Source organism: Effusibacillus pohliae DSM 22757 (assembly GCF_000376225.1).
Classification (GTDB): domain Bacteria; phylum Bacillota; class Bacilli; order Tumebacillales; family Effusibacillaceae; genus Effusibacillus; species Effusibacillus pohliae.
This window is the reverse complement of the sequence record NZ_AQXL01000115.1, coordinates 1-16,049: the sequence shown is the minus strand read 5'-3', so window position 1 is coordinate 16,049 and position 16,049 is coordinate 1. Positions and strand designations below refer to the sequence as shown.

At 56.6% G+C, this 16,049-nt stretch carries 17 protein-coding genes and 2 pseudogenes; 14 read left to right on the top strand and 5 right to left on the bottom strand.

The window, feature by feature from the left end:
* Positions 1-26 precede the first annotated feature (26 nt).
* Entirely contained in the window at positions 27-1,286 is a 1,260-nt protein-coding gene (locus C230_RS0107650; protein ID WP_018131443.1) for an amino acid permease, read from the bottom strand.
* 121 nt (positions 1,287-1,407) lie between these two features.
* Here C230_RS0107650 and C230_RS0107645 point away from each other — a divergent pair, with 121 nt between their 5' ends.
* Positions 1,408-2,304 carry a LysR family transcriptional regulator gene (locus C230_RS0107645; RefSeq protein WP_018131442.1) on the top strand — a complete coding sequence of 299 codons (897 nt, stop codon included), beginning with the start codon at positions 1,408-1,410 and terminating at the stop codon, positions 2,302-2,304.
* On the opposite strand, the gene C230_RS0107640 is transcribed toward C230_RS0107645, so the two are convergent.
* Complete coding sequence (locus C230_RS0107640) at positions 2,301-2,489, bottom strand: LysR substrate-binding domain-containing protein (protein ID WP_169332837.1); 189 nt, start codon at positions 2,487-2,489, stop codon at positions 2,301-2,303. The genes C230_RS0107645 and C230_RS0107640 overlap by 4 nt on opposite strands.
* Before the next feature lie 81 nt (positions 2,490-2,570).
* Here C230_RS0107640 and C230_RS22950 point away from each other — a divergent pair.
* From C230_RS22950 to C230_RS0107610, 6 genes and pseudogenes are all read left to right on the top strand, one after another.
* A pseudogene (locus C230_RS22950) lies at positions 2,571-2,918 on the top strand (SAM-dependent methyltransferase); the annotation flags it as partial.
* Positions 2,919-2,965: 47 nt separating this feature from the next.
* Positions 2,966-3,196, top strand: a pseudogene (locus C230_RS22945) (VOC family protein); the annotation flags it as partial.
* 3 nt (positions 3,197-3,199) lie between these two features.
* Entirely contained in the window at positions 3,200-4,432 is a 1,233-nt protein-coding gene (locus C230_RS0107630) for an MDR family MFS transporter (RefSeq protein ID WP_018131439.1), read from the top strand.
* Positions 4,433-4,471: 39 nt separating this feature from the next.
* Complete coding sequence (locus tag C230_RS0107625; RefSeq protein WP_018131438.1) at positions 4,472-5,665, top strand: MFS transporter; 1,194 nt, start codon at positions 4,472-4,474, stop codon at positions 5,663-5,665.
* A gap of 299 nt (positions 5,666-5,964) precedes the next feature.
* On the top strand, positions 5,965-6,237 hold the full coding sequence (locus tag C230_RS0107620; RefSeq protein WP_018131437.1) for a metal-sensitive transcriptional regulator: 273 nt from the start codon (positions 5,965-5,967) through the stop codon (positions 6,235-6,237).
* A 402-nt stretch (positions 6,238-6,639) separates the two neighbouring features.
* Entirely contained in the window at positions 6,640-7,545 is a 906-nt protein-coding gene (locus C230_RS0107610) for a cation diffusion facilitator family transporter (protein ID WP_156807390.1), read from the top strand.
* Here C230_RS0107610 and C230_RS23870 read toward each other — a convergent pair.
* From C230_RS23870 to C230_RS23560, 3 genes are all read right to left on the bottom strand, one after another.
* The gene (locus tag C230_RS23870) at positions 7,466-7,648 is read right to left on the bottom strand and encodes an ATP-binding protein (RefSeq protein ID WP_169332836.1); all 183 of its coding nucleotides are present in this window, start codon (positions 7,646-7,648) and stop codon (positions 7,466-7,468) included. The two genes, C230_RS0107610 and C230_RS23870, sit on opposite strands and share 80 nt — an antisense overlap.
* A gap of 22 nt (positions 7,649-7,670) precedes the next feature.
* Positions 7,671-7,955: a hypothetical protein gene (locus C230_RS0107605; RefSeq protein WP_018131434.1), complete on the bottom strand. Its 285-nt coding sequence runs from the start codon at positions 7,953-7,955 to the stop codon at positions 7,671-7,673.
* 94 nt (positions 7,956-8,049) lie between these two features.
* Positions 8,050-8,172: a hypothetical protein gene (locus C230_RS23560; RefSeq protein WP_281168938.1), complete on the bottom strand. Its 123-nt coding sequence runs from the start codon at positions 8,170-8,172 to the stop codon at positions 8,050-8,052.
* A gap of 195 nt (positions 8,173-8,367) precedes the next feature.
* On the opposite strand from C230_RS23560, the gene C230_RS0107600 reads away from it, so the two are divergent.
* The 7 genes from C230_RS0107600 to C230_RS0107570 all read left to right on the top strand — a co-directional run bounded on the left by C230_RS0107600 (position 8,368) and on the right by C230_RS0107570 (position 15,439).
* The gene (locus C230_RS0107600; RefSeq protein ID WP_018131433.1) at positions 8,368-9,378 is read left to right on the top strand and encodes a DUF4367 domain-containing protein; all 1,011 of its coding nucleotides are present in this window, start codon (positions 8,368-8,370) and stop codon (positions 9,376-9,378) included.
* A 197-nt stretch (positions 9,379-9,575) separates the two neighbouring features.
* The gene (gene alr / locus C230_RS0107595; RefSeq protein WP_018131432.1) at positions 9,576-10,694 is read left to right on the top strand and encodes an alanine racemase; all 1,119 of its coding nucleotides are present in this window, start codon (positions 9,576-9,578) and stop codon (positions 10,692-10,694) included.
* 88 nt (positions 10,695-10,782) lie between these two features.
* Positions 10,783-11,058: a CopG family ribbon-helix-helix protein gene (locus C230_RS0107590; RefSeq protein ID WP_018131431.1), complete on the top strand. Its 276-nt coding sequence runs from the start codon at positions 10,783-10,785 to the stop codon at positions 11,056-11,058.
* 3 nt (positions 11,059-11,061) lie between these two features.
* Positions 11,062-11,412: a type II toxin-antitoxin system PemK/MazF family toxin gene (locus tag C230_RS0107585; protein WP_018131430.1), complete on the top strand. Its 351-nt coding sequence runs from the start codon at positions 11,062-11,064 to the stop codon at positions 11,410-11,412.
* Between the two features lie 72 nt (positions 11,413-11,484).
* Positions 11,485-11,691, top strand: coding sequence for a hypothetical protein (locus C230_RS0107580; RefSeq protein WP_018131429.1), 207 nt, complete (start codon positions 11,485-11,487; stop codon positions 11,689-11,691).
* A 530-nt stretch (positions 11,692-12,221) separates the two neighbouring features.
* Positions 12,222-14,864 carry an alanine--tRNA ligase gene (gene alaS, locus C230_RS0107575; protein ID WP_018131428.1) on the top strand — a complete coding sequence of 881 codons (2,643 nt, stop codon included), beginning with the start codon at positions 12,222-12,224 and terminating at the stop codon, positions 14,862-14,864.
* Positions 14,865-14,992: 128 nt separating this feature from the next.
* Positions 14,993-15,439: an Hsp20/alpha crystallin family protein gene (locus tag C230_RS0107570; protein ID WP_018131427.1), complete on the top strand. Its 447-nt coding sequence runs from the start codon at positions 14,993-14,995 to the stop codon at positions 15,437-15,439.
* The last annotated feature ends 610 nt before the right edge of the window (positions 15,440-16,049 follow it).

The window sequence follows — 16,049 nt, the reverse complement described above, 5'->3', positions numbered from 1 at the left end:
GTGGATTGCCTTCCTTTCCGTTCTCGTCATCTCCATTTTACATTTATTTTGCCTGCCGTCCATAAGCCGGTGACGATCACCGCCGGATACAACACCGCCCAACCGACGAACGGGAAGATGCAGGCTGTGAGCAGGAACGACAGCCAGCTGATGCCCACCCCCAAATAACTGCCCTTCAGGAGCCGGATTCCCGCCGCACATCCGCCGAGGTAGGTGAGAAGAAACGTGGCGTTGGGAAACTGGATCAACGTGGACAGGGAGACGGTTCCGGTAACGTAAAGCAAGAGCACGATTCCGAAACAAACCGTCAAGAATACGAGTCCGCCAAGCGGCGTTTGATATGTTTTCGAAAGCGCCGCCAGCGGCTTGGGAGCGTCCCCGTTGACCGCCAATGCATAGGCAAGCCGGGAAGCGGCGCCCACATAAGCAATGATGGTGGCGGTGCAAATGAACACCCCGGTCAACCCGGCGACAACAGCTCCGCTGGCTCCCAACATTCTCTCGATGACCAGCACGAGTGACGCTTCCGAGCTGACGGATCCATAGCTATGCGTTCCCACCGTTGCGAAAGCGGTCAGGAAATAGAAAACGCCAACGATTGCCGCTGCGATGGTGACGCCTTTGATCGCTTCCCGCTGCGGGTCCACAAACTCTTCCGAGAGATGGGAGACGGCCTCCCACCCGATAAAACACCAGAACAGGATGGCGGCGGCCTGCCCGACGCTGATCCAGCCATTGGGGAGAAAAGGAGTGAAGTTTGCAGACTGGATATGGGGGATGGATCCGATGATCGCCAGGATCAGTACGGATAGAATCGACACCACCACCGCTACTTGAACCTGCCCGGCCAATTTCATCCCAACCCAATTGGTTGCGACACCGATCACAAGCATCAGGACAGCGATCAGGACACGGCTTGTTTCTCCCCACCCCAGGGCAGTGCTGAAATACCCCGCTCCGGTAAGTGCGACAACAGGGGCTCCGATCGGAACGGACATCAGGAAAAACCAGCCGACCAGCGTACCGGCCTGTGGCCCGAACGCTTTTGTCACAAAATGCGACACGCCGCCCGCATTCGGGAATTTCGCCGACAGCAGCCCCATCGACAAGGCCATCGGCAGAATCAGGAGGGTCATCAGCCCCCAGGCGACGAGCGAGGCGGGGCCTGCGATTTCAGCGGCCAATCCCGGCACCAGCAGCACCCCCGACCCCAGAACGGCGCCGATGTAAAGGGCTACAGCTTGCGGCAAGCCGATGGTGGCTTTCATTCGGACTTGATTCTCCATGTCGAAAACTCCTTTCTTGTTGTAAATTCATGTTGTTCTTATCTTAGCAGGCGATATATAATCATGGAAATGAATCGTTTCGATCAAAATCATCGAAAAAAATGATGGGGGGGTGTGGCCGGTGGAACTGCGTCAGTTGAACACGTTCAAAGTGGTGGCGGAAGCCAAGGGGTTTACGCGGGCGGCGGAGCTGTTGGGCTATGCGCAGTCCAGCGTGACCGCCCAAATTCGGGCGCTGGAGGAAGAACTCGGGATGCCGCTGTTCGACCGGCTCGGCAAGAAGGTGGTGCTGACCGATGCGGGCAGGCGGCTGTTGCCGTATGCGCAGGAGATGTTGAAGCTGCAGGCTGCCGTCAAGGAATTGCTGCAGGCCGGTGAAGTGCCGGCCGGCACGATCACGGTCGGCGCCGTCGAATCGTTGGCCGCGTACCGCTTGCCGTCTGTGCTGCAGGAATACAAACGGCTGTATCCGCAGGTGAAAATCATCCTGAAGCCCGGCGTCTGCTGGGAAATGAGAAACCAGGTGCGCAACGGCGAACTGGACCTCGCCTTCACACTGGATGCGGAGACAGACGCGCCGGATCTGATTTCCGAACTTTTGGTCAGAGAGCGAATGGCCCTGATCGGGCCGCCCGACCATCATTTGGTTGGAAAAAAGCGGATCGAGCTGATCGATCTGGCGGCGGAAACCCTGTTATACACGGAGCCGGGGTGCAGCTACCGCGCCCAGTTCGAACAATATCTGCTGGGCCACGGGATCGTCCAGGCCAACCATCTGGAATTTTGGAACATCGAGGCGATCAAAAACTGCGTGATGTGCGGGATCGGCATCGCCTTGCTGCCGATGATCACGGTGTCGTCCGAGCTGGCCGCGCAAAAAATCGCGCTGCTTGCGTGGGACGAAGCGGCCGTTCAGGTGGCCACCCAGATCGTCTATCACAAAGCGAAGTGGCTGTCGCCCGCATTGTGGGAATTTTTGCGGATTGTCCGGAAGCATGCGGAGACCTGGCGATCCTAGTACGACTCGACCAGCCAGTTCACAAACCGCAACAGTTCTTTGTCTGTCTGCTTGTGTTTCGGATAGGCGATCAATGTCGGGCGGGTCAGTTTGCCCTGCGCGATGTCGTGCGCAACGAGTGATCCCGCTTTTGTTTCGTCCCGCACCACGCGTTCCGGAAGCATCGACACGCCGAGATTTTGCATGACCATTAACTTGTTATCGATATTCTATAACAAAATTGTGAAAAGTTGGAGTAGAGTAAAGGTCAGGAGGTGTTCGACGTCATGAACCGACAAATCGGGTTTCAACCGATTGGGGTTGTCAGGTCGCCCGTATCGGAACCGATCGACGAAAATTGGGGAGGCGTGGTGTCGGAAATCCGCATCGAACACCATTTGGCTGGCGGATTGCGGGGCATCGGGCAATTTTTCCATCTGGTCGTGGTGTTTTGGATGCACCAGACTGCGTTTAACGCATCGGCCGATCTGGTGCGGCGCCCGCGCGGTCGATCCGATATGCCGGAAGTCGGGATTTTCGCGCAGCGGGCGAAGCACCGGCCGAACCCGATCGGCGTCACCACCGTCCGGCTGCTGGAAGTGGACGGCAATGTGCTGCGCGTACAGGGGCTGGATGCGATTGACGGAACGCCCGTATTGGACATCAAGCCGTTTGTGCCAGCGTCTGGTTCCGCTGCGGATCGCAACAGCTGCATATCGGGGTGGAACCGGATTTTTCACCCGCCAAAAAAGCGCACCCTGCCTTTCGCGTACGCGATCTGGAGAGGCTGCGGGAACGGTTGGCGGCGAACGGGATCCGGGTACAGGATGACGATTCCTTGCCTGGCGCCAAGCGATTTTACGCAAAGGACCCGTTCGGCAACCGGTTGGAATTTATCGAGTGGGAGGCGTGATCGATGATAAACCGGGTTCGGTCGTTTTTCCAATCGTATCATCCGATTGTCCATTCGCTGATCTGCGGGACGGTGCTGGCGCGGGCGGCCGACTCGATGAGCATGCCGTTTCTGGCGATTTATCTGTCGCGCCATGTGGAGATGAGCCCGGCGTTGATCGGCGTTACGATCGGGCTGGGGCCGGTCGCCGGCACGCTCGGCGGATTTGTCGGCGGTACCTTGTCGGACCGGTTCGGCCGCAGGAAAGTGATGATGAGCGCCCTGTATGTGTGGGGGCTGGTGTTTCTCGGGTTTGGTCTCGCCACAAAGCCGTGGATGTTTATGATTCTTGCCATGTTGAACGGTCTTTGCCGGTCGTTCTTTGAGCCGGTGTCACAGGCGCTGATGGCCGATCTGACGGAGCCGGAGCGGCGGTTTCGCGTCTTTTCCCTGCGCTATACCGCGATCAATATCGGCGTCTCGGTGGGCCCGCTGGCGGGGGCGTTGTTTGGCCTGGCAGCCGGCTGGCTGCCGTTTGTGATCACCGGCCTGATTTACCTGTCGTATGCGAGCGTGTTGAATCTGTTGCTCAACCGGTTTGGCATTCGCCAAATCGAAGGGCAGAAAAAGGAGCATGTGACGTTCCGCTCCGCCCTGCACGTGATCGTTCATGATAGCGCTTTCCGGTTGTACATCCTGGGTGGGATGTTTACGGCGATCGGATATTCGCAGATGAACGTGACGCTGTCCCAGTATGCGGAACACAGCTTCGTCGACGGCGTAACATTGTTTGCCTGGATGATGAGCGTCAATGCGCTGACGGTCATCGCCTTCCAGATGCCGCTTGCAAAATGGGCCGAAAAGCGGACGGCGCTCGCCAGCATTGCGGTTGGAAACTGCTTTTACGCGCTGGGGGACGTGGGGTTTGCGCTGGCGGGCGGCTGGGGCACGATGATTTTTTCCATGGTGATATTCACGATCGGGGAGATCTTGACGTTTCCGGCAGGCAGTGTGTTTATCGATCGGCTGGCGCCGGAGGGGATGCGGGGCACCTATTTTGGCGCGAAAAATTTCAGCAATGTCGGCCAGTTTCTCGGACCGTGGCTCGGCGGCATGCTACTCGTGGCGTATGGAGGAACGACGCTGTTTCTGACGATGGCGTTCGTCTCGCTGTTCTCAACCGTATTCTACTGGGCGGGCCAGCGTCGGTACGAGCTGAACACGGGGCAATCGATTCATATGCTGAGGGGCGCGTAGTGTGGTACGATAGAGAGAATGATGGGGGGAGGGAAACCGGTGGATGTCTTGAAGCGGGAGTCACAGACACAATATCGGATTTTGTGGATCATTTGCGCCGCTCATTTTCTGCAGGATTTGCTGACGTCGGTGGTACCGGCGATGCTGCCGGTTCTGCAACAGGAGATGAGCCTGAACTACGCCCAGTTGGGGATCGTGGTGATGGTCGCGAATCTTACGGCATCCTTCTTGCAGCCGGGACTCGGCTACATGACGGACAAAAAACCGGTGCCGTGGCTATTGCCGCTGGCTGCCCTGTTTGCGGGGCTCGGCTTGACCGGCATCGCGTACGCCCACAGTTTTGCCGAGGTTTTGCTGATGGTAGTGCTGATCGGGCTTGGGTCGGCGACTTTTCATCCGGAAGCGTCGCGGGTTGCCCATCTGGCGGCGGGGTCCCGCAAGGGTCTGGCGCAGTCGATTTTTCAGGTGGGAGGCAATGCCGGACAAGCGTTTGGCCCGCTGATGATTTCGCTGTTGCTGCTGCCGTTCGGACTGAAAGGATCGTTCTGGCTGCTGCCGCCTGCCTTGTTGAGCGCCGCCGCCCTGACCATTGTCGCCCGCTGGTATAAAAATTGGACGGGTACCCGGCGAAAATCCGGTCAGGCTGCAACCGGCGCCAACCGGTATGGCGCGCTGGCTTTGCTGGTCGGCGTGGTCAGCATCCGTTCCTGGATTCACATTGGCATCGCCAGCTTTTTGCCGCTCTATTACATCAATATATTGGGCATGAACACGACGACCGCGGAAGTCTATCTGTTTGTGTTTCTGCTGGCGGGCGCCATCGGCACGTTTGTCGGCGGTCCGTTGGCGGACCGTTTTAGCAAACGCAGTATTTTGCTGTTTTCGATGGTGGGCGCGATTCCGTTCATCCTGTTGATTCCTCATTTGACAGGTGGGCTGGCGCTGTTGAACATTTTTGTCGTCGGGTTTATCAGCTTGTGCAGTTTTGCAGTGACGGTGGTCTATGCGCAGGAGCTGGTGCCGGGCAAAATCGGAATGGTGTCCGGTCTGATGATCGGATTTGCAATCGGCGCGGGCGGTATCGGTGCTGCGGTGATGGGCTATTTCGCCAAATCGGCCGGCCTCGCCACACTGATCGAACTGCTGCTGGTGCTGCCGGTTATCGGCTGGCTGTTGGGAAGTCGGCTGCCGAAGGACGGAGCCAACAGCACCGCCGCTTCCGCTTCGGCGTGAGACAGCGGTGGTGACGCGCCCAGCGGCCTATGGGAATGGCCGGATGGCTCGCGATGCCAAGTGGATCAAGGTGGAAGATTTGATTCGCTCAACAAGTCGGATCTCGATGTGGAGTTTTTGTTGATATCGCACCCGAATAGTTCATTTTGAAAATCGGGAAACTGCTTAGAGGGACAGCAATAGGCACACGCGCATTTCACAGTCGGTGACGGCCAAAAAACACTGAACTTCTTGACTACAGTAGGGGGGTATTGTATATATAAAACATTGTGGCACATGTGCAGGGAGGATGTCGTCATATGCACGGCTACCGTTCGAACAAAGACGATTTGCTGCGGCGGCTGAAAAAAATCGAGGGGCAGATCCGCGGCATTCAAAAAATGATTGAAGAGGATCGCTACTGTGTGGACATTCTTGCACAATTGGCTGCGGTCAAAGCGGCGACCAACAAAGTGGGGTTAAGCTTAATCGACAGCCATACGCGGGGCTGTGTGGCGAACGCCATTCAAGAAGGGGACGGCTCGAAGCACATTGAAGAACTGCTGGAAGTCATCCGCATCTTTACGAAATAAGCGGATCTCCGACGAGGGATTTCCAATCGTTCACGAGGGAGAGGGCAAGGGCCGGGTACGATGTGGTGTAAACTTTCCGACCCCGTGCGGTGGCGGCTGCAGGCCGTTTTTTGCGCGTTCAATGGATGAGCGCCGGCTCGGTTTGCTGTTGGGTGAGCAGGAACAGAAACTCGATGTAGCTTTGCAGATCAAGTTCTCCGTCGCGGATGAACAGTTCGAGCGTGTGCACTTCCATCAGCCTCCGTAGGTTGTTTACCAGCAGTATGGACGATAATCTAGCATTTTATACCTGCCGTCATAGATTCTTACAAAATCATAGAGTGGGGGTCGAGCGTCGGCGCCTGCAGGATAGACGGGAGGGGGCCAGGATAAAATGAGAGAAGAATGCGGGAGGTGGACCGTTTGGAACACCGGGAACGGGTAAGCAAAATGGCCGCCTGGATCTCTGTTGTGTCCAATGTGTTGTTGACCGTTTTGAAACTGGCGATCGGCTATCTGTTCCTGAGCGAGGCACTGATCGCCGACGGGTTCCACTCGGCGGCCGATGTACTTGCCTCCGTAGCCGTGTTGATTTCGATGAAGGTTTCCAATCGGCCAGCGGACGATGACCACCCGTACGGGCACGGCAAAGCGGAGGTGGTCGCTTCCGGCATCGTGGCGGGGATTCTGACGGTGGCGGCGATCGAGATCGCGGCCGGCTCGATCGAAGCGTTGTTTGAACCGCCGCACGCACCGAGTTGGATTGCGTTCGCGGCAGCCGGTTTCTCTTGGCTGTTGAAACAAATTTTGTATACCTATACGATGCGGTTGGGCAAAAAACTCAATTCCCCCGGCCTGATCGCGACGGCGGTCGATCACCAGGCGGATGTGATCGCTTCGATTGCCGCTACGACCGGGATCGGGATTGCGCTGGCGGGAACCTGGTGGAAGCTGCCTGCGCTCTATTACGCAGACCCGGTAGCCGGGTTTGTGGTTGCTTTGCTGATTCTCAAATTGGCCTATGACACGGGAAAAGAATCGGTGGAAGTGTTGATGGAGCGGACGGTCGAACAGGGGAAACTGGATGCGTTCGCCGAGACGATTTTGGCAGTGCCGCATGTAAAACGGTTGGATCGGCTGCGCGCCCGGGCGCACGGCCACTACATCCTGGTCGATGTGCGGGTGGGAGTACCGGGCACGATTACGGTGCAGGAAGGGCACGATGTGGCCCGCACCATCCGCGATGCGATCAAGCGAGAGCATCCAGATGTGGAAGAGGTGCTGGTCCATCTGAACCCCTGGTATGAGGAAGCGGAAGCCGAACGATAAAACAGCTTCCTTCACCCGGTTGGCCCATCACATGAACGGTTCCGCCGTGTTCTTCGATCATCTGTTTGCAGACGGGGAGGCCGAGGCTGGTCCCTGTTGCCATTCGGTCGTCAGATCGCGGGCGATCAGGATGGCGCCGCACATGTTGCATTGCGGGCCGACAGAATCTTTTCCAAAGCATGGTTCATGTAGGTGATGGTCGGCTGCAGTTTTTTGTTCAGGAACGCCACTTGGTAATCGTGCGGGTAGTAGGCCAGGTTTCCCTCGCCCAACAATTCGTTGAAAGTGCGACCCTGCAGTTTGTCCTCGGCTGCCACAGCTACCTGAAACAGGCGGTCGCGGATTTGTGCCAGGACCAGTTCCCGTTCGGTCTCGCAGTTTGCATAATACTTCTCATGAACGAGCCACATGAAGGGAAAACCTCCAGACTGCCACACCACCAGCTGATCGATTCAGGCAAAAATTACTATGAAATAGTATAACAAGCAAAAGAAAAAAGGGGAACTACGCAAGCAGTCCCCGGTTCAACCATGCACCTCCGTCCAGTGTCACCACTTCGCCGTTCATATAGGCGGCGTACACATTGAACGACCAGCGATTCGGTGCCAAGCCGCTCGATTTCGGCATGGACTTTTTGCAAATTGTCCATGTTGGCTGGCGACCACGATCATGTTGAATCACTCCCTTTTCCAAAATGGTATTCGCCGCTTTTGGAATATTCCCTTTTTCTTTTTGGGAGTGCCTTGTACTATTCGGCGGACTGGCCGAATATCCTGTATCAGACGTGGGACAGCCGTTGAACGAAAAACGAGGGGTGGTAGTATGCGCAAATCGTTTGTCTTTCTGGTGGTCGCCCTGCTCGTGCTGAGCCTCGGGCTGGCCGGGTGCGGCAAACGGACGATGGAGAATGTGGTGCAGGATTTGCAGGGGGTGCAGAAAAACCTGAAATCCTACCAGAGCAAGGCGATGATGGTGGTGCAGCAACCGGAATCGACCTCCAAATATTACATTGAAACCTGGTACCAGGCGCCGAATCTGTACCGGATCGCCTTGGGGGATGAAAAACGGGAAATCAACCAGGTGATCGTGCGCAATGAGGAAGGGATTTTTGTCGTCAACCCGCAATTGAAAAAAAGTTTCCGGTTCAAAGGGGACTGGACGGAAGACCACGGGGGGCACGTCTATTTGTATCACGCGATGGTGGACCGGATTTTGAAAGTGCAAGACAAGCAATTCTCGACGAAAGAGGGGGCGGTCGTGTTTGAAATGCCGATGACGCCGGAAAATCCGCTGATCGTCAGACAGCAGATCGTGCTCGACGACCGCAAGCTGTATCCGAAACAGATGGTGCTCTTGAACAAGGACAATCGGGCGATTGTAACCGTGAACTATGAATTTTTCGACACCGGCATGAGCTTTAAGAAAGATACGTTCACACCGGAAGCGGCGATGGCCTTGGCGACGGATCAAGGGGCGGTGCCGGCGGCGGCTGGCAAGACCGACTTCGGCGTGATCGAGCCGAGCTATCTGCCGCAAGGCATGGCGCTGAAAGAAATGAAACAGCAGGATGGTACGATCTATCTCGTGTATCAGGATGGCAAGGGACAGACGCTGACGCTGACGGAACGCCGTCCGGCGCCGGGAACCGCGACATTGCCGGCGGACACCACAGTCAGGGATTTGTACGGAACGCCGGCGGTCGTGACCGGTTCAGGCCAGGCAAAAACGATGTACTGGATGCACAGAGGAATCGAATTCTCGATGACTTCCACGCTGCCTGTGCAGGAACTCACGAAAATTGCGCAATCGACGATGGGAACTGTCGGAAAATAAGGACTGCCGGAGCACCGGGGCGGGCAACCGCCCCGTTTGCCGTGGGCAGCCGGCTGTGGTGGTTCCGTACGGGCAACCGCCCCGTTTGCCGTGGGCAGCCGGCCGTGGTGGTTCCGTACGGGCAGCCGCCGCTCCGCTCTTGACGGGGTCTGTCTGGTGTTGGTAGGCTGAAGAAAAGACAGAAGCGAGGCGGACGGATGATTCGACCAACTTGGGCGGAAGTCAATCTTGCCAATATTGCACATAACGTACGGGAATTTCGCAGAATTTTGCCGGTGCAGACGCGGCTTCTGGCGGCCGTGAAAGCGGACGGATACGGACATGGTGCGGTGCAGGTGGCGAAACAGGCGCTGGCAGCCGGCGTTTCTTACCTGGCGGTGGCCAGCGTGGAAGAAGCGGTCGAACTGCGAAAAGCGGGCATCGCAGCGCCGATTTTGGTATTGGGGTATACGCCGCCGGAGGCCTCCCGAGTGGTGGTTCGCTGGGATCTGACGCAAACGGTGTTTCAGTCGGAGACGCTTGAGGCACTGGCGCAAACGGCGCGGGCGGCGGGAAAAAAGGCTCGCGTGCACATCAAGGTGGACACCGGTATGGGGCGGATCGGTCTGCAGGCGGAGGAGGCGGCCGATTTTATCTGTGCGGCGGCGGACCGCGAAGGAATCGAAGTGGAAGGCGTGTTTTCCCACTTTGCGACGGCGGACGAAGCGGACAATACCTATACGGAGCGGCAGATCGCGAGGTGGAAACGTCTGCTGGCGGAGCTTGAGGCACGCGGCGTGCGGATTGCGCTGCGGCACATCGCCAACAGCGCGGCCGCCATCCAATATCCGGAGATGGCGTACGATATGGTGCGGATCGGAATCTCGCTGTATGGGCTGTATCCATCGAAACAGGTGGACCGGTCAAAAGTGGAGTTGCGGCAAGCGCTGCGGCTGGTGACGAAAATCGTCCACCTGAAAACCTTGCCGCGCGGGGCGGGCGTTTCGTACGGAGCGACGAAGGTGGAACGGGAGCAAGCGGTGATCGCCACGCTGCCGGTCGGTTACGGAGACGGATATTCTCGGCTTTTGTCAGGCAAGGCGCAAGTCCTGATACGCGGGCAACGGGCGGCGGTCATCGGCCGCATCTGTATGGACCAGTGTATGGTCGATGTGACCGACGTCGAAGGCGTGTCGGTCGGCGATGAAGTGGTATTGTACGGCGGGCAGGGAGAAAATTTTATTTCACTGGATGAAGTAGCCGACTGGATGGGCACCATTTCTTATGAAGTGGCGTGCGCTCTCGGGAAACGCGTGCCGAGAACGTATGTCCTGTGAGTGAAGGGGAAGATTCAGACTTTTGACATCCAAACGCAAACGTGGGTATAATACCAGCGTGGGTAGGAAATTGTGTCGGGGGTGCCGGATGTTGTCAAACACAAAACGGATTATGGTCAGTATTCCCAATCACCTTCTCCAGGAAATGGATGGTATCGTGGCACAGGAAAATTCCAACCGGAGCGAACTGATTCGAAAAGCGATGCGCATGTACCTGAACGAACGGAAAAAACATTACATTCGCGAAACGATGCAGCGCGGCTATCTGGAAATGGCGAAAATTAACCTGAACATCGCATCGGAAGCGTTTCAGGCTGAAGAAGAGGCGGAAATCACTCTAGATCGGCTTGTAAGCGGGGTGTAGCCCGTGAATGTGAGGCGTGGGGATATTTTTTTTGCGGAATTGTCACCTGTGGTCGGTTCCGAACAGGGTGGGTTCCGCCCCGTGCTGATTCTCCAGAACGACATCGGTAATCGATTCAGTCCGACTGTGATTGTGGCGGCGATCACCGCACAGATCCAAAAAGCCAAACTTCCCACGCATGTTGAAGTCAAAGCGGAACCGAACGGACTGGAACGTGACTCCGTGATTCTGCTGGAACAGATTCGAACAATCGACAAGCAGCGGTTGACCGATAAAATCACCCACCTGGACGATGAAATGATGTCCAGGGTGAATGAAGCACTGATGATCTCGCTTGGGTTAATTGAATTTTGACTGGATGGATCGGCCCGTCAGACGCGGGCTGTTTGCGTTTCCGGGAGCAGACCCGTTGGGTGTGCTCTTTTTTTGTATCGGAAAGGAGGGCATAACGATGCGGGGATCCTGGTGACCCGTGAAGGAAATACGTATCATTTTGCAGTCGAGTTGGATGTCGACTCGGTTGTCGAAGTGGATTCGACGCAGGACAAGGAACGTGTGAACGAAATCATCGACTCGCTGATCCCGAAAGTGCCGGAAATCCGCGAGCAGTTCGGCAACTGTTTGCCGGACTAGTGAAGCGGTAAGGCGGCTGGAGCAGCGATTGCCCGATAGATAGTGCGGATGCGGCGGGCTCCGGTGCGGGAGCCTAGTGGGCTGGACAGACCGGTGCTGGCATGGGTTTCGACAGATAGGGCGGCACCGGTTGACGCAGCGGCGGACGATCGCTATAATGAGGAGCAAACCAGAACAGTGAGAACGCGATGCGGAAGCGGAGTAGGATGCAGTCCACAGCCAGAGAGGGAGCCCCCCGGCTGCAAGGGTTCCTCTGTGAAGGGTATCCGAAGCTACTTCCTAGTGCAGCTAATCCCTGCCGGTTTGTGCCCGTTACCGCACATCTGAGGTGGCCCAGTGATCTCTTTTCGGGTCCCATCAAAGTACTCGGAATTCTCTTCGAAGGCCAGGCTTCACTTTGATGGGTGGGCAATCAGGGTGGTACCGCGAGAGTCGAGCCTTTCGTCCCTGGAGTGGATGAAAGGCTTTTTTGCGTGGATTTTGCGGGCGGGAGGACCGATTCGTACAGATTGACAGCGAGGAGGATTTTCATGAAATCGTCTGAAATTCGTGAGAAGTTTCTGCGTTTTTTTGCATCGAAAGGGCATGATATTGTACCAAGCGCAAGCCTGGTTCCGTACAACGACCCGTCGCTTTTGTGGATCAACGCCGGGATGGCGCCGCTCAAAAAATATTTTGACGGCAGCGAGATTCCGAAGAATCCGAGGATGACCAACTCGCAAAAATGCATCCGCACCAATGACATCGAAAACGTGGGGAAGACCGCCCGGCACCATACGTTTTTCGAAATGCTCGGCAACTTCTCGATCGGCGACTATTTCAAGCGGGAAGCGATTCACTGGGCGTGGGAGTTTCTGACCTCGAAAGAGTGGATCGGGTTTGACAAAGACCGCCTGTATGTGACGATCCATCATGAAGACGACGAGGCGTTCAAAATCTGGCACGAAGAGATCGGGCTGCCGGAATCGAAAATCGCCCGCACGGAAGACGACAACTTCTGGGATATCGGCGAGGGGCCGTGCGGACCGTGCTCCGAAATTTTTTACGACCGCTATCCGGAAAAAGGACAGCCGGAGCAGTTCCATCCGGATCTGGACGGCGGCACCCGCTTCCTGGAAGTGTGGAACCTGGTGTTCTCGCAATTCAACCATAACCCGGACGGCACCTACACTGAGCTGCCGAAGAAAAACATCGACACCGGCGCCGGGCTGGAGCGGCTCTGTTCGATTTTGCAAAACAGCGAAACGAACTTCGACACCGACCTGTTTTTGCCGATCATTGAGGAGACAAGTCGGATCGCCGGCAAGCCGTACCGTGAAAAAGAAGAATGGGACGTGGCCTTCAAGGTGATCGCCGACCATGTGCGCACGGTCACGTTCTCGATCGGCGACGGTGCGCTTCCGTCAAATGAGGGGCGCGGCTATGTGATTCGCCGGTTGCTGCGGCGGGCGGTCCGCTACGGAAAAGTGCTGGGCATCGAAAAGCCGTTCCTGTTCTCGCTGGTGAAAGTAGTCGGTGACATCATGGGCGTGTACTATCCGGAAGTCGTCGAAAAACGGGAATTTATCGAGCGGGTGATTAAAGCGGAAGAGGAACGTTTCTCGGAGACGCTGCAGGAAGGCGAGAACTTGCTGGCTGACGTGATCGCCCGTGTGAAAGCGGAGGGCAGAACGGTGATTCCCGGCGACGATGTGTTCCGTCTGTACGACACGTACGGATTCCCGATCGACCTGACGGAGGACATCGCGTTTGAAAACGGCCTGACTGTGGACCGCGAAGGCTTCGAAAAAGCGCTGCAGGAACAGCGGGAACGGGCCCGCGCCGCTCGCAAGGACGTGTCGTCGATGCAGGTGCAGAACACCGTTTTTGACGAGCTTGGCGAACTCGTTTCAACGTTTGTCGGTTATACGGAACTGGCTTCGTCCGGAAAAGTGCTGGCGATTTTGAAGGATGGGCAGATTGCAAAATCGGCGCAGGAAGGCGACGTGGCCGAAGTGGTGCTTGACCACACCCCGTTTTACGCGGAATCGGGCGGACAGGTGGCCGATACGGGCATCATCTCCGTCGGCGAGAAAGCGCAGCTGCAGGTACTGGATGTACAGAAGGCGCCGAACGGCTACCATCTGCACAAGGTGCAGGTGATCTCCGGCGAGGTTGAAGTGTTCGACACGGTGGAAGCGGCGATTGACGAAGCGAAGCGGGCCGACATCATCAAGAACCACACGGGCACGCATCTGCTGCACAAGGCGCTGCGGGAAGTGCTGGGCGATCATGTGGCACAAGCCGGTTCGCTGGTGGAAGCGGACCGCCTGCGGTTTGACTTCTCCCATCTGAGTGCGATGACGCCGGAGGAAATCGAGGCTGTCGAGCGGAAAGTGAACGAACAGATCTGGGCCAACCTGCCGGTCGAGATCAGCGAAATGCCGCTGGAAGAAGCGAAAAAACTGGGCGCCATGGCATTGTTCGGCGAAAAATACGGCGATGTGGTGCGCGTGGTCAAGGCGGGCGACTACTCGATCGAACTGTGCGGCGGTTGCCATGTGCGGCGAACCGGGGAAATCGGGATTTTTAAAATCGTGTCCGAGTCGTCGATCGCGGCGGGCATCCGGCGGATTGAAGCGGTCACCGGCCGCGGCGCATACCAGTATATGCAGCAGCAGAGCAAGCTGCTGGAGGAAATTGCGGGCAAGCTGAAATCGAACGTGAAGGACATTCCGGTGCGGGTCGAAGCGTTGCAGTCGAACGTGAAGGAACTAACGAAGGAAATCGAATCGTTGAAGGGCAAGCTGGCTTCCTACGAAGTGAAAGGGTTGCTTGACAAAGTGCAGCAGGTGGAAGGCATTTCGTACATCGCGGCGGAAGTGGCCGGATTGGATTCGGACGCTCTCCGCAATGTGGCGGAGGATCTGCGGAACCGGATCGGTTCCGGCGTCGTCGTGGTTGGTGCGGCGAATGACGGAAAAGTGAATTTTGTCGCTGGCGTCACGAAAGACCTTGTGGCCAAAGGTCTGCAGGCCGGCAAGATCGTCAAGGAAGTGGCGGCGATTACGGGCGGCGGCGGCGGCGGACGCCCCGAACTGGCACAGGCGGGCGGAAGGGATGCCGCCAAACTGGCGGATGCGATCGCCCAGGTCCCGAACATCCTGAAAAATCAGCTGGCGAATGCGCGGTAATCGGTTGATGCTTGGCGAGGCCCCGAACCAGGGGCCTCTTTTGCTGCTGCCCATTGTATCGGAAGGGAATAAAGCAGGCCAGAAAAGGCAAAATAACCTCTGTGAATCGATTACAGGAGGTTTTGAGCATGGCGTTGATTCCTTTTGAACCGTTCCGCCATCTGGAAAATGTGCGGCGGGAGCTGGACCGATTTTTCACGCCGGGCGTGCCGTTCGGATGGTTGACCGGCACGGAGGGGAATTTTGGCGTTCCACGGATCGATGTGTATGAAACGGACAATGAAGTCGTGGCCACCTGCGATCTTCCCGGGCTGGAGAAAAAGGAAGATGTGCAGATCGACATCGACAACAATGTGCTGACGATCAGCGGCACCATCAACCGTGTGAATGAGGTGAGAGACGAGCGAATGCACAGACAGGAGCGGTTTGTCGGACGTTTCCACCGCTCGGTCACGCTGCCTGCTCGTGTTGCGGCGGAAGGCGTGAAAGCAAGTTACCGAAACGGCGTGCTGGAAGTGCGCATGCCGAAACTGCAGACGGATACAAGACGACGGATCGACGTAGAGTTTCACTAATCGCCCGCGTTTGCCGGTATTGGCGAGACCGGGCAAAAACCGTACCTGCAAGCTGCCGGGAAGCCCCGGCAGCTTTTCAATAAATGATTTGTAAAAAGTTCGTGAAGGGTGAAACTTTTTTTATCCTGCCGTCGTCTAAATGAGTAGAGACGATTTTAAGGAGGAGCCTGAGATGGAAGGGATGTTCGCATTGGTATTGCTGGCCGTGTGCATCGGAGCGGGGCTTGCCTATATCGCGCTCGGGGACGGAACTCACGTTTCGGTGGACGAACAGGAGTAAGGGCCGGCTGCGGGCATGTCGTCCAAGACCTGAGAGCACCAAATCGATGATAGTAGCTCGGAATTAGAGAGATGAATCCGAGTCTGGACAAGGGGTGAATGGGTCAAAAATCGCCTATTTTGTTAACCTTGGAAAGCCATTTTCAAAAAATGGGCATGCCAAATAACCCGACAATATCGGGTTTTTAAAAAATATGGAAAAGGCCTGTGACTATGCAGCTAATTGGCTTGCAAACCATTCGTCCAGTGAAGGAAGGTTCGCTTTTCTTGCTTCTTCCAACCATGCGTCGGCATGTTGGCACATGGCAATCAAGTAGACTCGAATGTTCCA

Bases quoted from the DNA above. Each gene is read 5' to 3' on its own strand.
- C230_RS0107600 (WP_018131433.1), top strand. From the start codon at position 8,368: ATGCGCAAATCGTTTGTCTTTCTGGTGGTCGCCCTGCTCGTGCTGAGC.
- C230_RS0107650 (WP_018131443.1), bottom strand. From the start codon at position 1,286: ATGGAGAATCAAGTCCGAATGAAAGCCACCATCGGCTTGCCGCAAGCT.
- C230_RS0107590 (WP_018131431.1), top strand. From the start codon at position 10,783: ATGTTGTCAAACACAAAACGGATTATGGTCAGTATTCCCAATCACCTT.
- C230_RS0107630 (WP_018131439.1), top strand. From the start codon at position 3,200: ATGATAAACCGGGTTCGGTCGTTTTTCCAATCGTATCATCCGATTGTC.
- alr (WP_018131432.1), top strand. From the start codon at position 9,576: ATGATTCGACCAACTTGGGCGGAAGTCAATCTTGCCAATATTGCACAT.
- C230_RS0107570 (WP_018131427.1), top strand. From the start codon at position 14,993: ATGGCGTTGATTCCTTTTGAACCGTTCCGCCATCTGGAAAATGTGCGG.
- C230_RS0107620 (WP_018131437.1), top strand. From the start codon at position 5,965: ATGCACGGCTACCGTTCGAACAAAGACGATTTGCTGCGGCGGCTGAAA.
- C230_RS0107640 (WP_169332837.1), bottom strand. From the start codon at position 2,489: ATGCAAAATCTCGGCGTGTCGATGCTTCCGGAACGCGTGGTGCGGGAC.
- C230_RS0107605 (WP_018131434.1), bottom strand. From the start codon at position 7,955: ATGTGGCTCGTTCATGAGAAGTATTATGCAAACTGCGAGACCGAACGG.
- alaS (WP_018131428.1), top strand. From the start codon at position 12,222: ATGAAATCGTCTGAAATTCGTGAGAAGTTTCTGCGTTTTTTTGCATCG.
- C230_RS23560 (WP_281168938.1), bottom strand. From the start codon at position 8,172: ATGCCGAAATCGAGCGGCTTGGCACCGAATCGCTGGTCGTTCAATGTG.
- C230_RS23870 (WP_169332836.1), bottom strand. From the start codon at position 7,648: ATGGCAACAGGGACCAGCCTCGGCCTCCCCGTCTGCAAACAGATGATC.